Origin of the sequence: Streptomyces sp. NPDC002734 (genome assembly GCF_040295685.1) — a bacterium.
In the GTDB taxonomy this organism is placed as follows: Bacteria; Actinomycetota; Actinomycetes; order Streptomycetales; family Streptomycetaceae; genus Streptomyces.
The window spans coordinates 30,488-46,177 of the sequence record NZ_JBEOVU010000022.1; the positions used below are offsets into that span (position 1 = coordinate 30,488).

A 15,690-nucleotide genomic window follows, 5' to 3' on the forward strand; every position below is an offset into this window, starting at 1 on the left:
GTGGGCGCATGGGGATCGCCAGGACGTCGTACGTGTGCCTGCCGTGCCGGGCTTCGTGGAAACAGGAGTTCCGCCGGGAGGGCGATGACGGCCGCGCGCGGATCTGTCCGCGCTGCGCGGGTCCGCTGACCCACGTCGGTTCGGTCTTCGCGGCGCCCGCGCGGCGCGACGACGAGGGCTGGCGGGTGCTGACGGTGCTGTTGAACGCCGGCATCCGTTTCCACGCGAGCGGTTGCTGCGGCTGCGGCCAGGGCTATCGTCCGCGCACCATGCGGGAGGTGCGGGAGCGGCTCGCGTACGCCGGGCGCACCGGGATGCCCGTCGCCAGGGCCCTGGTGCTGCCCGAGGTGCCGTGAGCCAGGCCCCGCCCGGCCGGAAGTGCGAGCTGCCGACCCCTCCGCCGACGGGCGGCCGCCCTCGGCAGGGGTACGCATGACGGCCACCAGCTCCGGGTCGCGGGCCGGCTCTGCGCGACCCGCGACCCGCGCCCTGGAGGACGACCTGCGGCTTCTGCTCAACGAGTGGGATCCGATCGGCGTCGCCGACGAGGTGCCGGACGAGTACGACTGCATGCTCGGCCCTCTCCTGCAGCGACTCCGCGGTGGGGCCGGCCCGCGGGAGATCGGCGGGTTCCTGAGGGACGAACTGGAGCACCACTTCGGTCTCGACCCGGTGCGGTCCGACCCGGCGGCGACGGCAGCCCGGGTGATGCGGTGGTGGGCTGCCGCCAGCGCCAGCGCCAGCGCCAGCGAGGGCGACGACACCAGGGGCGGTGGGACCGGGCTTCGGCGTGCCGTGCGGGGCTGGTGGCGCGCCGCTCCGCGCAGCCGTCGCCGTCGCCGTCTCCGGGGCGGGCCTGCGGGGATCCTGGACTGAGCGCGTGCGGGCCTCGTCGGAGCGTCCGGTCGCCGGCCGGGCACTCGCGGAGCCCCGGCCCCCACGTTCAGTTCAACCGGCCCACCGGCCCACCGGCCCACCGGCCCACCGGCCAACCGGTCAACGGACCAACGAGCCAACCGGTCAGCCGGGAGACGCCTCGCGGGCCGGGCTGCGAGGATGGCGTCATGCTCCAGGTCTGTCTGAACGGTGCGCGAGGCAGGGACGAGTGCCCTCATCTGCCGGTCACCCCGGCCGAGTTGGCGACCGCGGCCCGGCAGGCCGTCGACGCCGGCGCCGTCGACATCCACCTGCACCCCAAGGACCGCCACGGCCAGGACACCCTGGACGGCTCGGCCGTCGCCGCCGCTGTCGGCGCGGTGCGGGCCGCCGTGCCGGGCGTGCCCGTGGGGGTGACCACCGGCGCCTGGGCCACGGCCGACCCGGGGACCCGTGCCGCGCAGGTCCGGGCCTGGACCCTCCTGCCCGACCACGCCTCCGTCAACTTTCACGAGGACGGCGCGGTCGATGTCGCCACCGCGCTGCTGGACCGGGGCGTCGGCGTGGAGGCCGGTGTCTGGTCGGGCACCTCCGGGGCGCGGCGGTTCCTCGCCTGGTCCGGCGCCCACCGGGTGCTGCGCGTCCTGGCCGAGATCACCGAGAGCGCGCCGCACGACGCGGTGCGCGCCGCGGCCGGCCTGCTGGACGAGCTCGCGCCGGCTGCCGCGCCGGTCCTCCTGCACGGCGAGGACGCCGCCGCCTGGCCCGTCCTGCGACTCGCGGCCGCCCGCGGTCTGGACACCCGGATCGGCCTGGAGGACGCGCTCCTCCTCCCCGACGGCACCCCCGCCCCGGGCAATGCCGCCCTCGTCCGGGCGGCGCGCGAGGTCATCGCAGGGGCAGGGTCCAGGCGACCTCACGGGCCAGCTGACCCGTCCGGGTGAAAAGCCGGACCTGCTCGGTGTCCGCCAGCGCGGCGGCCAGGGCGTCCCGGTCGGCCGGGACGAAGCCGAGCTTCCGCCAGAAGGGGCCGGAGCGGCGGCTGAACAGCCAGGCGTGTTCGGCGCCCTCCTCGACGGCGCGGGCGAGGGCGAAGCGCGCCAGCTCGCTGCCGTGTCCGGAGCGCCGCGCGGCAGGGCTCACCGCGACGCTGCGGATCAGCGCGTGCCGGCCGTCCGCGCTCAGCTCGTAGCCGGTGCTCCCGGTGACCGTCCCGTCCGGGGCCCGGTCGATCCACAGCCGCACGGAGGGGGCGTCCAGGCCGCTGAGCGTGAGGTCGGCCTCGCCGAGGAAGGCGGTGAGGGCGGCGACGTGCTCCGACGTCACGCGCGTCGGCGCCGGTGAGCCGGACAGGTCGCCGCCCGGGTGCGAGCCGCGGGCGCGGGAAGCCGTGAACATGGGGCGGATCATGTCACCCACCCGGCTCGTTCACCCATCCCGCCGCCAGGACGAGCCCGCTCCGGCGGTGGACGGCGAGGAAGCCGAAGGGCCGGTCGACGCGGACGCGCACCTCGGTGACACGGTGGCGCGTGATCGGAGGGGCGCTGCCCGCCATCATGGCGAAGGCCGTGACCGCCGAGGTCCGGAATCCGCGCTCGCCGAAGGCCGCGGTGGCCTTCTGGGCGGCAGCGCTCAGCGCCAGCGGCTGGTCGCTCACGCCCGGCAGGTGGCCCTGCCCGGTGTCCAGGAAGGAGGTCAGGCCGAAGAGTTCGGGGTGCCGCGTCAGGTCGTGGTCGCCTGTCACGGCGAACGGCACGGTCGTGACCTCGAGCGTGGGCGGGCCCGCGGCGGTGCGCAGGGCGTGGCGCACCTCGATGCCGGGGCCGGGCTCGCCGAACGGCAGCTCGCTGCCCCGGACCACCGGGCGACGGTGCTCCAGTACGTCCAGTCCGCTCCTGAGCACCTGTCCGGGCTCCGCCGACTCCTCGCCCAGGAGCAGGCGCACGTCGACGCCCTCACGGCCCAGCACGGTCAGCCCGGTCACCGCGCCGTCCGGGGTGTCCGCGAGCACGAGCCGGTCCGGCACCGCGGTCGAGCGGTACAGCGCCGGGAGCTCCAGGTCCCGCCACGGGCCTGTCTCCGGGCACAGGTGGCCCGGCACGAACGGCCGGTGCCACTCGGTGCCCACCGTGAGGGCGGTGGCGAGGACCATCTCGGTGTCCTCGCGGACCGGCACGGGCATGCGGTCGATCCCGCCGCCGGTACGGCCGGCCGCCCACGCGTCCAGGGCGGCCGCGTCGGCCCGGGGGTCGCCGGTGAGCACCCCGTGCGTGCCGGGTGCGAGGCGTTCCAGCCAGGAGGCCCTGACCTCGAGCGTGCGGCGGGTCCACAGGCGGAGGGCGAACCGCAGCGCCGGTTCCGCCTCCAGCGCCGACAGCAGCCCGCGCGCCGCGCCCGCCGCCTCGGAGGCGTCCAGCCCCACCGCACCGGTCAGTTCCTCCCGGGCGCGGCCGTCGGCGCCGTCGGCGAGGAACGCCAGCAGCGGCCAGACGCCCACGGCGGAGAACGCCGTGCCGGTCCCGTCCGCCGGCGCCTCCTGGGCCCAGCGCGCCGTCAGCCCGTTGACCGCCCGCACCGTCCGCCCGTCGATCCGCATCCCGCCGCCCCGCCCCCGTGCTCGTCCGCCGTGCCGTGTGCCGCCCGCACGGTACCGGAACGGGCTCATGGAGGTCCCCCGTGTGTGCGACAGCGCCGTCATGCCGACCGTCATGGCGGGGCTGCCCGCGGCGGGCAAGAGCTCGGTCGCCGAACGTCTGGGGCGGGTGCCCGCGGCGGTGGTGTCCGTCGACCCAGGTCGAGGCGGCGATGTGGCGCGCCGGCGTGGACCGTGGCCCGCGGGAACCCGCTGCGGGACTGGGACGGCCGCGGGCACATACCGCGGGGCGTGTACCGGAAGGCCGTCGCCGCCTACGAGGCCGCCCGGGACGCCTTCCTCGCCGAGGTCGCCGCCGGTGAGCGCCACGGCGTCATCGCGGAGATCGGTGACGCCTTCGGGACCTCCCTCAACGAGCTGGACCTGCGCGCGCAGTTCATCGAGACCGAGGAACGCGAGGAGCTGTTCGACGCCCTTGACTTCCTGGTGGACGAGACGCAGACCCGCGTGGGGCGGGACCTGTCCGCGGCTCGCGCGGTGCTGATCGAGGCCGTCGACGCCGTGCACGACTGGTGACCGGCGTCCCGGCATTCACCGCGGGGCCTCGGACGCCGGGGTCCGGGGACGTCCCGCCGCGCCGCCGCCGATCGTGCGGCTGCGGCCGCGGAACTCGGCGACCACCTCGTCGCCGCGACGGAGCGTGACGTCGTAGATGCCGCTGCGGCCGAAGCTGGTGCGCTCCTGCGCGGTCGCCACCAGGACGTCGTCCTCGTGCACGGGGGCGACGAACTCGATGTCGGCACCCGCCGCGACGGTCACCGGACCGCGGCTGTTGCAGGCGCAGGCGAAGGCGGTGTCGGCGAAGAGGAACAGGTAGCCGCCATGCGCGATGCCGTGCCCGTTCACCATCGCGCGGGTCACCCGCATTCGGCACACCGCGGTGCCCGGACCGTGCTCCACCAGCTCGATGCCGAGGGCGGCCGAGGCCGCGTCGGCGGCGAACATCCTTTCCGCCGGACCGGGGGAGTCCTGTGCGGTCTGCGCCATGGAATACCACCACCGTGAGTTACCGACCGAACATTCGGTATTCGTGTGTAGGGGCCAGTAATTCAGCCACGCGAACGAGTGTCAAGGGACGGCGGGGGAGGGGCCGGTGGGTCGCGCCGGGTCCGTCGGCGGGCGCCCGGGCGACGGCCGGGGCGCGATCTGGGCGGCGGCGGGCGAAGCGCCCGCATTGCTCCGGTGATCTTGGAAACGCTTGCTGCGCGAAGGGTTGACGCCTGGTCGGGCCGCTCGTACGGTCGCGACCGCGCACCGAATGAAAGAGCTTGCTGCAAGTGTCATCGGGTTCTTGCATGAGTTCCTGCATCGGTGTGCGGTCCCAGAAGTGCCCCCGCAATCCCCCCGGTTACGCGCGCACATTCCCCCTCTCCCCTCCGTGGAGGACACATGGCCAGAAAGACCATGGCCGCGACTCTCGCCCTCGTGGCGGGAGCCGCCCTGGCCGTCGTGGCGGCGCCGACGACGGCGCAGGCCGCCCCGCCCGGCGACAAGGACGTCACCGCCGTCCTGTTCGAGTGGAAGTTCGCCTCGGTCGCCAAGGCGTGCACCGACCAGCTCGGACCGGCCGGTTACGGCTACGTCCAGGTCTCGCCCCCGCAGGAGCACATCCAGGGCTCCCAGTGGTGGACCTCGTACCAGCCCGTCAGCTACAAGATCGCCGGACGCCTCGGCGACCGGACCGCCTTCAAGAGCATGATCGACACCTGCCACGCGGCGGGCGTCAAGGTCGTGGTCGACACGGTGATCAACCACATGTCGGCCGGGTCCGGCACCGGCACCGGCGGCTCCTCCTACACGAAGTACAACTACCCGGGCGTCTACTCCGCCCCGGACTTCGACAACTGCACCGCCCAGATCAGCAACTACGGCGACCGGGCCAACGTGCAGAACTGCGAACTGGTCGGCCTGGCGGACCTGGACACCGGCGAGGACTACGTCCGCGGCCGGATCGCCGGGTACATGAACGACCTGCTCTCCCTGGGCGCCGACGGCTTCCGGGTGGACGCCGCCAAGCACATGCCCGCGGCCGACCTCGCGAACATCAAGTCCCGCCTGACCAACCCGAACGCCTACTGGAAGCAGGAGGTGATCCACGGCGCCGGCGAGGCCGTCCAGCCCGACGAGTACCTCAACACCGGTGACGTCCAGGAGTTCCGGTACGCCCGCGACCTGAAGAGGGTCTTCACCAGCGAGAACCTCGCCTACCTGAAGAACTACGGGGAGTCCTGGGGCTACCTCGGCTCCTCCAAGGCCGGCGTCTTCGTCGACAACCACGACACCGAGCGCAACGGCGAGACCCTCAACTACAAGGCCGGCGCCACCCACACCCTGGCCAACGTCTTCATGCTGGCCTGGCCGTACGGCTCCCCGGACGTCCACTCCGGCTACGAGTTCAGCGACAACGACGCCGGCCCGCCCAACGGCGGGCAGGTGAACGCCTGTTACAGCGACGGCTGGAAGTGCCAGCACGCCTGGCGGGAGATCTCCTCCATGGTGGCCCTGCGCAACACCGCGCGCGGCCAGACGGTGACCAACTGGTGGGACGACGGCGGCGACCGGATCGCCTTCGGCCGCGGCAGCAAGGCCTACGTGGCCATCAACCACACCGGCACCGCCCTGTCGCGCACCTTCCAGACCTCGCTCGCCGCCGGGGACTACTGCGACGTGCAGTCCGGCCGGGCCGTCACCGTCAACTCCTCCGGGCAGTTCACCGCCACTCTCGCCGCCGAGACCGCGGTGGCGCTGCACACCGGGGCCCGCACCTGCTCCGGCACCGTCCAGCCGTCCGCCGGGGCCTCGTTCAAGGTGAACGCGACCACCGTCGTCGGCGAGAACATCCACGTCGCCGGCGACTGCTCGCAGCTCGGCGGCTGGGACACCGCGAAGGCGCCGAAGCTCGACCCGGCCGCCTACCCGGTGTGGAGCCTGGACGTGGCGCTGCCCGCCGGCACCACCTGCGCCTACAAGTACGTGCGCAAGAACTCCTCCGGCGCCGTCACCTGGGAGTCGGGAGCCAACCGCACCCTCACCGTGCCGTCCAGCGGCCGGATCACGCTGAACGACACCTGGCGCGCCTGACCGTCGCGGACGCCGGGCGCAAGGAAAGGGGCGGCCGGAGTGCTCGAGCACTCCGGCCGCCCCCTCCTCGTCCCGGGAGCGGCGCCGGTCAGGACACGACGTCCTTGCGGGCGAACCCGCGGAACGCCAGGGCGAAGAGCACCAGCGCGTAGGCGACCGACACCGACATGCCCTGGATCATCGCGTCCCAGACCACCTGCGGCTGGATGGCGTCCGCCCAGGCGAACTGCCAGTGCGCGGGCAGGAACTCACGCCACTGCCCGAGCGCCTCCACCTGGTCCAGCACGCTTCCGGCGATGGTCAGGCCCACCGCCCCGCCCACCGCGCCCAGCGGCGCGTCGGTCCGGGTGGAGAGCCAGAACGCCAGGCCGGCGGTCACCAGCTGGGAGACGAACAGGTAGCCGACCACGACCGCCAGCCGCCACAGGGCGTCGGTGAGCGGCAGCGCGCCGCCGGTGGGGATCCGCAGCGGGCCCCAGCCGTAGGCGACCGAGCCCACCGCCAGGGCGACCAGCGGCAGCCAGATCATCGCCGCCAGGCTCATGGTCAGCCCCACGGCGAGCTTGGACCACAGCAGCCGCATCCGGGGCACCGGGGCCGCCAGCAGGTAGCGCAGCGAGGACCAGTTGGCCTCCGAGGCCACCGTGTCGCCGCAGAACAGCGCCACCGGCACCACCAGCAGCAGGCTCGCCGAGACGAACAGGCAGGTCGCGGCGAAGTTGGCGCCCGAGGCGGTCGCCGTGTCCATCAGGTTGATCCGGCGGCCGGGCCCGTCCCCGTCGTCGCCGCCGATCGCGAAGGCCACCGCCATGACCACCGGGAGCAGGGTCAGCACGGCGCCCATGGCGAGCGTCCGGCCCCGCTTGAGCTGCCGGACGAACTCGACGCGCACCGGCAGGGTCCGCCCCGGCCGGTACCCCTCGGCGGTCGCGGTCGCGGTCGAGACCGCGGCCGCGGCCTGCGCCTCGTCGGCCGCCGGCTCCGGGCCGGACCCGGCGAGCGTGCTCTGCGGGCTCATGCGGACTCTCCGATCAGGGTGAGGAACGCGTCTTCCAGCCGGCGGTGCGGGCCCACCGACTCCACCGGGACGTCGAGCCGGACCAGCTCGGCGACCAGGCGCCCGGGAGTGGTGCCCGCCACCAGCCGGATCACCAGGCCGTCGTCGGTGACCACCGCCGTGTCCACCTCGGGCAGCGCGGCGATCTTGTCGGCCAGCGGAACCGCCACCGGCTCGCCGGTGCCGACCAGGAGGGTGTCGCCGGTGCCGACGATCTCCGCGACCGGTCCGGCCTGCACCAGCCGGCCCTGGTCCATCACCACGAGATGCGTGCAGGTCTGCTCCACCTCGGCGAGCAGATGGCTGGAGACGATCACGGTCCGGCCGGCGGCCGCGTACCGGATCATCACCTCGCGCATCTCACGGATCTGCGGCGGGTCGAGCCCGTTGGTGGGCTCGTCGAGGATCATCAGGTCGGGCAGCCCCAGCATGGCCTGGGCGATCGCCAGCCGCTGCCGCATGCCCTGCGAGTAGGTGCGCACCGCGCGTTCCAGCGCGCCGCCGAGGCCGGCGATCTCCAGTGCCTCCTCCAGGTGGGCGTCCTCGGCCGGCCGGCCGGTGGCCCGCCAGTACAGCTCGAGGTTCTCCCGCCCGGACAGGTGCGGCAGGAAGCCGGCGCCCTCGACGAAGGCGCCGACCCGGGAGAGGACCGGCGCGCCCGGCCGGATCGCGTGTCCGAAGACCCGGATCTCGCCCTCGTCGGGCCGGATCAGCCCCATCAGCATCCGCAGCGTCGTGGTCTTGCCCGCCCCGTTGGGGCCGAGCAGGCCCAGCACCTGCCCCTTCTCCACACGGAAGGACAGGTCCCGCACCGCGTAGCGGTCGGCGGAGCCGGCGTACCGCTTGCTCAGCCCGCTGATCTCCAGCGGCGTCTCGGACAGCTCCGGCGACGGCGCCGGGACGGCCGCGCGGCGGCGGCCGGCGAACAGCAGCGCCGACGCGATCAGCAGGCCCGCCAGCGGCAGCCACCAGACCCGGGCCGGCAGCGGGGCCTCGGCCGCCCGCACGTCCTTCGCGGTCGGCACCATCAGATCGCCCCGCAGGGAGACCGAGTACGTCGCCGGGGCGGCGGGCGAGGCGTAGGCGAGGTCGGTGGAGGCCAGGACCAGCCGCAGCCGGTGCCCGGCGCTGACCTCGTGGTCGATGACCGGCAGCGGGATCCGGACGTCCTGCCCGGAGGGCACCCGCAGCGGGGTGACCAGCTGGGAGGGCAGGACCTGCCGCCTGCCGTCGGGGCCGACGTCGTAGACCTTGGCGAACAGCACCGCGTCGTCGGTGTCCGACTCGACGTGCACGGTGGCGGTGGGGGAGCCGGTGATCCGCAGGTCCTCCGTCAGCGGCCGCGACTCGAACGCGGCGAACTGGCCGGGGATGTCCAGGGAGGTGTCGACGCCCAGCGAGGAGAGCTGGGCCATCCCCCCGCCCGCGGCGAGGCCGGGCAGCGAGGAGACGGCGGGCGGTGCGGCGCCCGCCGGGTTCTCGATCCGCTGCTGCTTCCCGGTGAGCGGGAACCGCAGCAGGCCCGCGTTCAGCCCCGGATACTCCGCGCTGCTCGCCCCGGTGTACCGGACGTCGCCGTCCCGGGAGTCCACCCCGCCGGCCCGGGTGACGCGGAAGGCGGGCCCGGTGTCGGTGTCCCGCTCGCCCTTGAGGTAGCGGTCGAACCAGGCCTCGGTGCGAACCTGGACCCGCCCGCCCTCGGCGCTGCCGCCGTCGTGCCCGCCGGCCAGCCAGTCCACGGCCACCGGGGCGCCGTTCGCCCGGATGGCCCGGGCGGCCGCGTCCGACTGGTCCAGCGGGAAGAGCGAGTCGCTCTGGCCCTGCATCAGCAGCGTCGGCGCCTTGATGCGGTCGCCGACGGTCACCGGACTGCGGCCCGCCAGCAGTTCCATGGCCTCGACGTCCGGCTTCCCGGACTGCGCGACCCGCTCGTACATGCGGCACAGCTCGTCCTCGAAGTGCGAGCAGCCGCCGCCGGAGCTGATGAAGGTGCCCGCCCAGAGCTTCTTGAAGACGCCGTTGGGGAAGAACGCGTCGGACAGGTTCCAGTAGGTGATCGCCGGGGCCAGCGCGTCGATGCGGCCGTCGTGCCCGGCGGCCAGCAGGGCGATCGCCCCGCCGTAGGAGGCGCCGGCGGCCCCCACCCGGGGGTCGCCCTTGCCGTCCAGGCGCACCTCGGGGCGGGTGGCCAGCCAGTCGATCAGCCGGGAGACGTCGGCGACCTCGGACTTCGGGCCGTTGATCCCGATCTTCCCGGTCGACCGGCCGAAGCCGCGGGCCGACCAGGTCAGCACCGCGTAGCCGTGCCGGGCGAAGTCTTCGGCCTGCTCGCGGACCTCTCCCTTGTCGCCGCCGAAGCCGTGCCCGAGGAGCACCGCGGGGCGGCGCCGGTCGGACGGGCCGGAGGTGTAGAAGGAGGTGTCGATCCGCACCCCGCCGTCCATCGTCATCATCCGCGCGGTGTGCCGCACCGGGGGCGCGTCGTCCCCGGAGGCCACCGCCGCGGTTCCGACGGCCGCGGCGCCCGCCAGCACGACGACGGCCGCCGCTGCCGCGAGCACACGCTTCCGTGGCCACCTGGGCAATCGAAGATCCATGCGGAACACCCTACGGGGGGTTCCCGGACGCCCGGTCCGCAGCCGGTTCCCGGACCTACCGCCCGGGCCGTCACCCGCCCTCTCGGTGACACACCCGCCCCCTCGGTGACAGGGGGAGGGGCGACTTCCTCCGGGCACACGTCCGTCGAGGACCGTGGTCCCCGGCAGGGCGTCCGTGTCCGCAGCAACGGCAGCGGTGGCTGCCGAGAGCGCGGATACCCTCCATGCGTTCCCCACAAACCCCGCGATTTCCGCGCGGAAGTTGGCGTACCGGCATCTTCAACTGTGCGGCTACCGGCGGTAACCTCCTGGCCCTGTCCCCGTCGGGAGGAGCTGCCGTGAGACGGCACACCCCACGCACCGCCCCTGACAGACGAACCGCCCGCAGGCTCCCGGTCCTGCTCACCGGCGCCATGATCGCCGCCCTGCTCGCCCCCGCCTTCCCCTCCGCCGCAGCCCCCGCGGCCCCTGCCGCACCCGTCGCGGCCGCCGCCGTGACCGACCACTGCGGCGACGGCTGCTCGGACATCCTGCCGCCCGGCGCGGACGGCACCGCCACCCTCGCCGAGATCCTGCTCGACCAGACCGTCAATACCGTCCCCGCGCACAGCGACGACCAGCTCGGCCCTTACGCGAACCTGGCGAGCGGCTATCCGGAGCTGACCGAGTCCACCATCGGCGACTTCTTCAACGACGCCTCCTTCGGCGTCCCCGCCGACCAGGTCGCCTCCACCAAGAAGCCCGCCGGCCGCACGGACGTCACCATCGTCCGCGACAAGGCCACCGGCGTCCCCCACATCACCGGCACCACCCGCTACGGCACCGAGTTCGGCGCCGGGTACGCCGCCGGCGAGGACCGGCTGTGGCTGATGGACGTCTTCCGCCACGTCGGCCGGGGACAGCTCACGTCCTTCGCCGGCGGAGCGCCCGGCAACCAGGCGCTGGAACAGGAGTTCTGGCGGGCCGCGCCCTACACGGAGGCGGAGCTCCAGGCCCAGATCGACCGGGTGGCCGCCGAGAACGGCGAACGCGGCCGCCAGGCCCTCGCCGACGCGCAGGCCTACGTCGACGGCATCAACGCCTACATCACCGCCTCCGACAAGGGCCGCTACTTCCCCGGCGAGTACGTGCTCACCGGCCACAAGGACCCGATCCTCAACCTGGGGAAGATCCAGCCCTTCAAGCTGACCGACCTGGTGGCCCTGGCCTCCGTCGTCGGCGCGCTCTTCGGCTCCGGCGGCGGCGGCGAGGTCGACAACGCCTTGTCGCTGCTCGCCGCGCAGTCCCGGTACGGCGTCGAGGAGGGCACCCGGGTCTGGGAGTCCTTCCGCGAACGCGACGACCCGGAGGCGGCGGTCACCGTGCGCGGCGCCCGCTTCCCCTACGCCGGCCGGCCCGCCGACCCGCAGGGCACGGCGCTGCCCGACCCGGGCTCGGTGACCCGCGAGCCGCTGGTGCACGACCGCACCGGCAGCGCCGCCACGGCCAAGGCGGACGCCGCCGCCGAGGCCGCCGCCAAGGCCGCCGTCGGATCCGCCCGGCGCGGCATGTCCAACGCGCTGGTGGTCAGCGGCGAGCACACCGCGAGCGGCCGCCCCGTCGCCGTCTTCGGCCCGCAGACCGGCTACTTCGCGCCCCAGCTGCTGATGCTCCAGGAGATCCAGGGCCCCGGCATCAGCGCCCGCGGCGCCTCGTTCGCCGGACTGTCGATGTACGTCCAGCTCGGCCGCGGCCAGGACTACGCCTGGTCCGCCACCACCTCGGCCCAGGACATCGTCGACACGTACGCCGTGGAACTCTGCCAGGACGACTACCACTACCTGTTCCACGGGCAGTGCGTGGCCATGGAGAAGGTGGAGCACACCAACTCCTGGAAGCCGACGGTCGCCGACTCCACCGCCGCCGGCTCGTACCGGATGCGCGCCTGGCTGACCAGGTACGGACCGGTCGAGTACCGCGCCACCGTCGGCGGCAAGAAGGTCGCCTACACCAGCCTGCGCACCTCCTACCGGCACGAGGTCGACTCCATCGTCGGCTTCCAGATGCTCAACGATCCCGGTCACGTCACCGGCCCGGAGACCTTCCAGCAGGCGGCGCAGCACATCAACTTCACCTTCAACTGGTTCTACGCCGACTCCAGCCGCACCGCCTACTACAACAGCGGCGACAACCCCGTGCGGGCCGCCGGCGTGGACCCGGACTTCCCCGCCTGGGCCGACGCCCGCTACGAGTGGCGGGACTGGAACTCCGAGAACAACCGGGCCGCCTACACCCCGCCGGCCCAGCACCCGCAGTCGCTCGACCAGGACTACTACATCTCCTGGAACAACAAGCTGGCCCACGGCTACACCGTCGCCTCCTGGGGCAACGGCTCGGTCCACCGCGGCGACCTGCTCGACGACCGGGTCCGGGCCCTCGTCCAGAACGGCGACGTCACCCGGGCCTCACTCACCCGCGCCATGGCGCAGGCCGGCCTCGCCGACCTGCGCGCCGAACAGGTGCTGCCCAAGCTCCTCAAGGTGCTCCGCAGCGGCCCCGTCGACGACCCGGCCGTCACCGACGCGGTGGCCCGACTGTCCGCCTGGGTCTCGGCCGGCTCCCTGCGCACCGAGACCTCACGCGGCTCGAAGCGGTACGCGCACGCCGAGGCGATCCGGATCCTGGACGCCTGGTGGCCGCTGCTGGTGAAGGCCGAGTTCGGGCCCGGCCTCGGCGAGGGCCTCTACGCCGCGCTGGAGAACAACCTGCCCGTCGACGAACCGCCGGGCGCCTCGCACGGACCCACCGGCGGGCACGCGGGCAGCGCCTTCCAGTACGGCTGGTGGAGCTACGTCGACAAGGACGTCCGGGCTGTGCTCGGCGAGAAGGTGGAGGGCGGCCTGGCCCGCTCCTACTGCGGGGCAGGCGATCTCGCCGAGTGCCGGGGCGTGCTCGCCCGCACCCTGAAGGACGCGGCCGGACGCACCGCCGCACAGGTCTACCCGGGCGACGAGCACTGCGCCGCGGGGGACCAGTGGTGCGCCGACGCGGTGATCCACCGGGCGCTGGGCGGCATCACCCACGCCCCGATCAGCTGGCAGAACCGGCCCACCTACCAGCAGGTCGTCGAGTTCGCGTCCCACCGGTAGGACCTCCGGGACGCACCGGTCACCTGGGACGGCGGGCCTGGCCACGGCCCGGCCCGCCGTCCCGGCGTCAGGACTGGTACGGCTGCTGCTGGGAGCTGCCCTGGACCGGGTTGCCCTGCCCGCCCGCCGCGCCCGCCTGCAGATGGTCCGCCTCCGCGCTGCTCAGCCGCCGCTGTGCCCCGCAGAAGGTGCACTGCGTCGAGTACTTCACCGAGACGGGGAAGAGCGGTACGAAGAACAGCGTGAACTTCGTGACCTGCTTGCGCAGCGCGTGCGCGGAGGGGTTGCCGCAGTTTCCGCAGACCAGCGTCAGCATGGCCAGCTGGTACAGGTAGCCCTTGGTACCGAAAATGATCATCTTATGGTCCTTCCCCCTTGCGGCGTGCGCTCACAGTACCCGCAGTGGTCGAACGTGTCCGGGGGCCGCCGGGTTCCCCCGATCAGGGGGCCGGCCGCCCGCCGCGTACACCTACCGGGTCACCGCAGGAGCCCCACCCATGCACGGGCCTGGGCCCCGGGCGCCCGGTGGGGGAGGGTGGGCGCCATGACATCGATCATGACGAGCCGCACCGCCTACGACGTCGTCGTGGTCGGCGGCGGCCACAACGGGCTCGCCGCGGCCGCCTACCTCGCCCGGGCCGGACTCTCCGTCGCCGTCCTGGAGCGCCTCGACCGCACCGGCGGGGCCGCCGTCTCCGCGCAGTCCTTCCCCGGGCGGCCCACCCGGCTCTCCCGCTACTCCTACCTGGTGTCGCTGATGCCCGAGCGGATCATGCGGGACCTGGGGCTGGAACTCGAACTGGCCTCCCGCTCCACCGCCTCCTACACCCCCGTCCTGCGGGGCGGACGGCCCGGCGGGCTGCTGGTGGAGCGGCCCGAGGGCGAGGCCACCCGCGAGAGCTTCCGCCGGCTGACCGGGTCGGAGGCCGCGTACGAGGCGTGGAGCGACTTCTACACCCGCCTCGGCGGCCTCGCCGAGGTGCTGGCGCCCACCCTCACCGAGCCGCTGCCGCGCGAGAGCGAACTGCGGGGGCGTGTGGATCCCGGCCTCTGGGAGGAGATCGTGCGCCGGCCCCTCGGCGAGGCGCTGGAGAGGCGGTTCGCCGACGGCACCGTCCGCGGCGTGGTGGCCACCGACGCACTGATCGGCACCTTCGCGGCCCTCGACGACCCCCGGCTGATCCAGAACCGCTGCTTCCTCTACCACCTGATCGGCAACGGCACCGGCGAATGGCGCGTCCCCGTCGGCGGGATGGGCGCGGTCACCGACGCCCTCGCCGCTTCGGCGCTGCGGGCCGGCGCCGAGCTGGTGACGGGCGCCGAGGTCACCGCCGTGCGGCCCGCCGCCGACGGCGCCGAGGTCGAGATCGCCGGGGGACCGGCCCTGCGCGCGCGGTTCGTCCTCTCCAACGCCGCGCCCTGGGTGCTCGACGGGCTGCTCGGCGAGACCCGCGACCCGGCCGACAAGCCGGTCGGCTCCCAGCTGAAGATCAATTTCCTCCTCGACCGGTTGCCGCGCCTGAAGTCCGGGGCCGATCCCCGCGTCGCCTTCGCGGGCACCCTCCACCTCGACGAGGACTGGGACGACCTGGCCGCCGCGTACGCCGAGGCCTCGGCCGGCCGGGTGCCGCGGCGGCTGCCCGGCGAGGTGTACTGCCACTCGCTCACCGACCCGTCCATCCTCGGCGACGTCCCCGAGGGGACCCACACCCTCACCTATTTCGGCCTCCACCTTCCCGCCACCCTCTTCGCCGACCCCGCCACCCGCGCCGAACGCAAGGCGGAGGCGGTGCGCCGCGCCGTCGCCTCCCTCGACCGGCACCTGCTCGACCCGCTCGACTCGGTGATCGCCCGCGACGGCGACGGACGGCCCTGCGTGGAGGCCAAGATCCCGCAGGACGTGGAGGCGGACGTCGCCATGCCCGGCGGCCACATCTTCCACGGCGACCTGGCCTGGCCCTGGGCCGCGGACGACGCCGACCTCGCCACCCCGGCCGCCCGCTGGGGCGTGGCCACCCGTCACCCCTCGGTGCTGCTCTGCGGCTCCGGAGCGGTCCGCGGCGGAGCGGTCTCCGCACTCGGCGGCCACAACGCGGCCATGGCGGTGCTGGAACAGGCCTGATCCCGGCACGGCGGGGCGGAATTGGGCCGTTCTTCATGAGCACGTCATTCCCTGCGCGCCGCGGTACCGGCAGAGTGTCCCGTGCACGCGTCGCGCACCCACGGGTGCGTCACATCCCCTCTCCGGCTGACGAGTTGAGGAGAACGCCTTGCCAGGACGACGCACTTCCCCGGTCA

At 73.9% G+C, this 15,690-nt stretch carries 13 protein-coding genes; 7 read left to right on the top strand and 6 right to left on the bottom strand.

The window, feature by feature from the left end:
* Positions 1–8: 8 nt before the first annotated feature.
* From ABT026_RS20375 to ABT026_RS20385, 3 genes are all read left to right on the top strand, one after another.
* Positions 9–356, top strand: coding sequence for a deoxyxylulose-5-phosphate synthase (locus ABT026_RS20375; protein ID WP_351116119.1), 348 nt, complete (start codon positions 9–11; stop codon positions 354–356).
* Between the two features lie 76 nt (positions 357–432).
* The gene (locus ABT026_RS20380; protein ID WP_351116120.1) at positions 433–876 is read left to right on the top strand and encodes a hypothetical protein; all 444 of its coding nucleotides are present in this window, start codon (positions 433–435) and stop codon (positions 874–876) included.
* Positions 877–1,064: 188 nt separating this feature from the next.
* Positions 1,065–1,820 (top strand): 3-keto-5-aminohexanoate cleavage protein, encoded by a 756-nt coding sequence (locus tag ABT026_RS20385; protein ID WP_351116122.1) that lies wholly within the window; start codon positions 1,065–1,067, stop codon positions 1,818–1,820.
* On the opposite strand, the gene ABT026_RS20390 is transcribed toward ABT026_RS20385, so the two are convergent.
* On the bottom strand, positions 1,765–2,274 hold the full coding sequence (locus ABT026_RS20390; RefSeq protein WP_351116123.1) for a GNAT family N-acetyltransferase: 510 nt from the start codon (positions 2,272–2,274) through the stop codon (positions 1,765–1,767). The genes ABT026_RS20385 and ABT026_RS20390 overlap by 56 nt on opposite strands.
* 13 nt (positions 2,275–2,287) lie before the next feature.
* Positions 2,288–3,472 (bottom strand): serpin family protein, encoded by a 1,185-nt coding sequence (locus tag ABT026_RS20395; protein ID WP_351116125.1) that lies wholly within the window; start codon positions 3,470–3,472, stop codon positions 2,288–2,290.
* A 288-nt stretch (positions 3,473–3,760) separates the two neighbouring features.
* On the opposite strand from ABT026_RS20395, the gene ABT026_RS20400 reads away from it, so the two are divergent.
* A complete protein-coding gene (locus tag ABT026_RS20400) occupies positions 3,761–4,045 on the top strand; it encodes a hypothetical protein (RefSeq protein ID WP_351116127.1) in 285 nt (94 codons plus the stop codon).
* Between the two features lie 15 nt (positions 4,046–4,060).
* Here ABT026_RS20400 and paaI read toward each other — a convergent pair whose 3' ends face one another.
* Positions 4,061–4,516 (bottom strand): hydroxyphenylacetyl-CoA thioesterase PaaI, encoded by a 456-nt coding sequence (gene paaI / locus ABT026_RS20405; RefSeq protein WP_351116128.1) that lies wholly within the window; start codon positions 4,514–4,516, stop codon positions 4,061–4,063.
* Positions 4,517–4,918: 402 nt separating this feature from the next.
* Here paaI and ABT026_RS20410 point away from each other — a divergent pair, with 402 nt between their 5' ends.
* Positions 4,919–6,610 (top strand): carbohydrate-binding module family 20 domain-containing protein, encoded by a 1,692-nt coding sequence (locus tag ABT026_RS20410; protein WP_351116129.1) that lies wholly within the window; start codon positions 4,919–4,921, stop codon positions 6,608–6,610.
* Positions 6,611–6,698: 88 nt separating this feature from the next.
* On the opposite strand, the gene ABT026_RS20415 is transcribed toward ABT026_RS20410, so the two are convergent.
* Both ABT026_RS20415 and ABT026_RS20420 read right to left on the bottom strand, forming a co-directional pair.
* On the bottom strand, positions 6,699–7,628 hold the full coding sequence (locus ABT026_RS20415) for an ABC transporter permease (RefSeq protein WP_351116131.1): 930 nt from the start codon (positions 7,626–7,628) through the stop codon (positions 6,699–6,701).
* Positions 7,625–10,264 carry an alpha/beta fold hydrolase gene (locus tag ABT026_RS20420; protein ID WP_351116133.1) on the bottom strand — a complete coding sequence of 880 codons (2,640 nt, stop codon included), beginning with the start codon at positions 10,262–10,264 and terminating at the stop codon, positions 7,625–7,627. The genes ABT026_RS20415 and ABT026_RS20420 overlap by 4 nt, the downstream gene beginning before the upstream one ends.
* 338 nt (positions 10,265–10,602) lie before the next feature.
* Here ABT026_RS20420 and ABT026_RS20425 point away from each other — a divergent pair, with 338 nt between their 5' ends.
* On the top strand, positions 10,603–13,392 hold the full coding sequence (locus tag ABT026_RS20425) for a penicillin acylase family protein (RefSeq protein WP_351116134.1): 2,790 nt from the start codon (positions 10,603–10,605) through the stop codon (positions 13,390–13,392).
* Between the two features lie 67 nt (positions 13,393–13,459).
* Here ABT026_RS20425 and ABT026_RS20430 read toward each other — a convergent pair whose 3' ends face one another.
* Complete coding sequence (locus ABT026_RS20430; protein WP_351116136.1) at positions 13,460–13,750, bottom strand: zinc-ribbon domain-containing protein; 291 nt, start codon at positions 13,748–13,750, stop codon at positions 13,460–13,462.
* Positions 13,751–13,948: 198 nt separating this feature from the next.
* On the opposite strand from ABT026_RS20430, the gene ABT026_RS20435 reads away from it, so the two are divergent.
* Positions 13,949–15,514 (top strand): phytoene desaturase family protein, encoded by a 1,566-nt coding sequence (locus ABT026_RS20435; protein WP_351116190.1) that lies wholly within the window; start codon positions 13,949–13,951, stop codon positions 15,512–15,514.
* Positions 15,515–15,690 lie beyond the last annotated feature (176 nt).